This is a genomic window from Herbaspirillum lusitanum P6-12, assembly GCF_000256565.1.
Classification (GTDB): Bacteria; Pseudomonadota; Gammaproteobacteria; order Burkholderiales; family Burkholderiaceae_D; genus Herbaspirillum; species Herbaspirillum lusitanum.
In genome coordinates this window covers 1-2,999 of sequence record NZ_AJHH01000038.1, presented here as the reverse complement: position 1 = coordinate 2,999, position 2,999 = coordinate 1, and the positions used below count along the sequence as shown (strand labels likewise).

The window sequence follows — 2,999 nt, the reverse complement described above, 5'->3', positions numbered from 1 at the left end:
GCCCCGGGGGCCGTCCCGGGCTTGCTCCGGGCGGCGCCTGCTCAGGAACTAATCCGGTTTCCCGCTCGTCAACACAATGACGGCAAGGGGTAAGCCATTCGCGCACCATTCGCTTGCCGCCGGATAATTTCAACGAGAGGAAACTGCATGAACATGAACACAAACGCGGTCCCCCAAGCCGGTTCCGGCATTCCCGTCCACGACACCCACAGCAAGACCATCGGTTACCTGCTGTGGATTTTCGGTTTCACCGGCGCCCATCGGTTCTACTATGGCAAACCGCTGACCGGCACCATCTGGTTCTTCACGCTGGGCCTGCTAGGCATCGGCTGGATCATCGACCTGTTCCTGATCCCCGCCATGGACAGGGAGGCCGACCAGCGCTTCAGCGGCGGCGCCATCAATTACTCGGTGGCATGGCTGCTGCTGACCTTCCTCGGCTTCTTCGGCGTGCATCGCATGTACATGGGGAAATGGGTCAGCGGCATCATCTACCTGTGCACCGGCGGCCTGTTCCTGATCGGCGTGCTGTACGACTTCTGGACGCTCAATACGCAGATTTCCGAACGCAACCATGCGTCCGGCCTGCGCAGCTGATCACCGCAGTTAATCACTCTTCCCGCACGCGCATGAACACGGCAAAGCGCGGAATGCCGCTATCGTTGAAGCCGCGATAGCGGTACGTCACCAGCGCGCCGATGGGCGGCGGATCGCGACGCTGGGCATCGCTCAGGCCGCTGCCGAGTTTGAAGCGGACGCCTTCCGGCGTCTCCACCTGCAAGGCGCCGAGCATGCCGGCGTACTTTCCCTTGCCGGGAAGATGTCCGGTCACGCGGGCTTCGGTATCTTCATACGGTTTGAATTTGAGCAGGTCGTCGTTGCGCTCGGCGCGGTACAGCGACGAGCCGCGATGCAGCATCAGACCTTCGCCGCCTTGCGCAACGGTGCGATCCAGCAGCACCTGCAAGGCGGCATGATCGGCGACCTTGCGTTGCTCCACCGCTTGCACCCAGGGCAGGTTCATCTTTTGGACGGTGCTGCGCGTCGCGCGCAGGCGTAGTGTGAAGTCCCCCGTCTGGCCGGGCATGTCAAACACCATGAAACGCATCTTGCTCCAGGCCTTGTCGTCGGGCGTCTGCTGGCGCACTGTCGACACTGCTTGCTGGAAGCCGCCGCGTCCTGCCCACAACTCCCCATCCAGCGCCATGGCCGGCCAACCCGCGAGGAACCAGGCCGGCGCGTGGATCGTTTCGCCACCGCGTGTGAGCAGGCGGCGGCCGTCCCACAAGGCGCGCACTCCGTCATATTTTTCGCTGACCCAATAGTCATCGAGCGCGATGCCCGGACGGTAGACGTTGGCCAGCATGACCGGCGCACGTTCAGCCGCCGCGCCGGCCTGCAAGGAACAGAGAAACAGAAGGGAAAAACAAAGACGACGCAAATGCGCGCCAAAGATGGATGTAACGTGCTGCATGAGGCTCCTTCAATGCGAGAAACCCCTCCCCTGTGAATGAAACCCGGCCGGTCCGATCAGACTTTTTCTTGTTCGGGCTTGTCGCTTTTGTCCGCCTTGTAGCGCGTCACCAGCAACTGGTTGATGCGGTTGCCTTCGATGTCGACCACTTCAAACTTGTATTCGGAGAACAGCGCGAAATCGGTTTTCTTGGGGATCTTGCGCAGCATGTACATGATGAAGCCGGCCAGCGTTTCGTATCCCATCGGATTCGGATAATCGTCGATGTCGAGCGCGTTCATGACTTCGGCCAGCGGCGTAAGGCCGTCCATGAGCCAGGAATTCTCGTCGCGCTTGACGATCTGCTGTTCTTCCGAGGACAGGTTCAGCAGATTGCCCATCAGCACGCTGGTGACGTCGGTGATGCTGATGATGCCGACCACCAGTGCGTATTCGTTGACCACGATTGCGAGGTCTTCATCGACCGCCTTCATGCGCTCCAGTACTTCCCACAGGTTGAGGCTGTCGGGGATCGACAGCGGTACGTGGATCAGCCCCTTGTCCTGCAACGAAAACTGCTCGCCCTTGAGCAGGCGCTTGAGCACGTCCTTGCTGTCGATGTAGCCGAGCACGTCGTCGATGTTGTTTTCACAGACCAGGAAACGCGAATGCGGATGGTCGATGATTTTCTGGCGCAGCATTTCCTCGGTGTCGGTGATCAGGAAGTAGACGATGCTCTCGCGCTGGGTCATGGCCGAGGGCACGTAGCGACTTTCGAGCTCGAACACGTTTTCGATCAGGTGATGTTCCTGGCGCAGCAGCGCGCCGGCTTGTGCGCCGGCGTCGACGATGGCGTGGATTTCATTGGGCGTGATCACGTCATGGCGCACCTGCGGCAGGCCGAACAGGGTGAAGAACATTTTCGACAAGCCGTTGAAGAACCAGATCAGCGGCTTGAACAAACGCTCCAGCATCAGCATCGGGGTGACCAGCACAATCGCCGCGCGCTCCGGCGCCAGCATTGCCAGGCGCTTGGGCATCAGGTCGGCGAACAGGATGAAGAACGAGGTGACCAGCAGGAAGGAAATCGAGAAGCTGACGGTTTCCAGCATCGGTCCCTGGTAGAAGTTGCCGACCAGGCCGGCCATATGCGGCGTCAGTGCCGGCTCGCCGATCACGCCGCCGAGGATGGCGACCGCATTCAGGCCGATTTGCACTACCGTGAAAAAATTGCCCGGCTGTGCCTGCAAAGCCAGTACCCGCAAGGCGTTGGCGTCGCCTTCCTTGGCCAGCATTTCGAGCCGGATCTTGCGCGACGCCGCCAGGGAAATTTCGGCGCAGGACAAGAATGCGCTGATGACCACGAGCAAGAGGATCAATAAAAAACTGGCGAAAAAACTCATTTTTCCATCTCTTGAAGTCGCTATGCGCCCATTCTCGCCTGCCGCGGGCGAAAAGTACACCCGCGCAACATCCGGCTGCGTGTGCCTCGACCTCAATAGACGTCACGGCGATAGCGGCCGTGCGCGGCCATGGCCTCCAGTGT

At 60.4% G+C, this 2,999-nt stretch carries 4 protein-coding genes; 2 read left to right on the top strand and 2 right to left on the bottom strand.

What is annotated here, in order from left to right; all coding sequences use genetic code 11:
* Positions 1-147 precede the first annotated feature (147 nt).
* Complete coding sequence (locus HLUSI_RS0101475; protein ID WP_016832271.1) at positions 148-597, top strand: NINE protein; 450 nt, start codon at positions 148-150, stop codon at positions 595-597.
* A gap of 13 nt (positions 598-610) precedes the next feature.
* On the opposite strand, the gene HLUSI_RS0101470 is transcribed toward HLUSI_RS0101475, so the two are convergent.
* On the bottom strand, positions 611-1,474 hold the full coding sequence (locus tag HLUSI_RS0101470; protein ID WP_083830784.1) for a DNA ligase: 864 nt from the start codon (positions 1,472-1,474) through the stop codon (positions 611-613).
* 56 nt (positions 1,475-1,530) lie between these two features.
* Complete coding sequence (gene paeA, locus HLUSI_RS0101465) at positions 1,531-2,856, bottom strand: polyamine export protein PaeA (protein ID WP_016832269.1); 1,326 nt, start codon at positions 2,854-2,856, stop codon at positions 1,531-1,533.
* Here paeA and HLUSI_RS33775 point away from each other — a divergent pair.
* Positions 2,810-2,999, top strand: a 190-nt coding sequence (locus HLUSI_RS33775) for a hypothetical protein (RefSeq protein WP_238533891.1), incomplete at its 3' end; no start/stop codon positions are given. The two genes, paeA and HLUSI_RS33775, sit on opposite strands and share 47 nt — an antisense overlap.

Bases quoted from the DNA above. Each gene is read 5' to 3' on its own strand.
- paeA (WP_016832269.1), bottom strand. From the start codon at position 2,856: ATGAGTTTTTTCGCCAGTTTTTTATTGATCCTCTTGCTCGTGGTCATC.
- HLUSI_RS0101475 (WP_016832271.1), top strand. From the start codon at position 148: ATGAACATGAACACAAACGCGGTCCCCCAAGCCGGTTCCGGCATTCCC.
- HLUSI_RS0101470 (WP_083830784.1), bottom strand. From the start codon at position 1,474: ATGCAGCACGTTACATCCATCTTTGGCGCGCATTTGCGTCGTCTTTGT.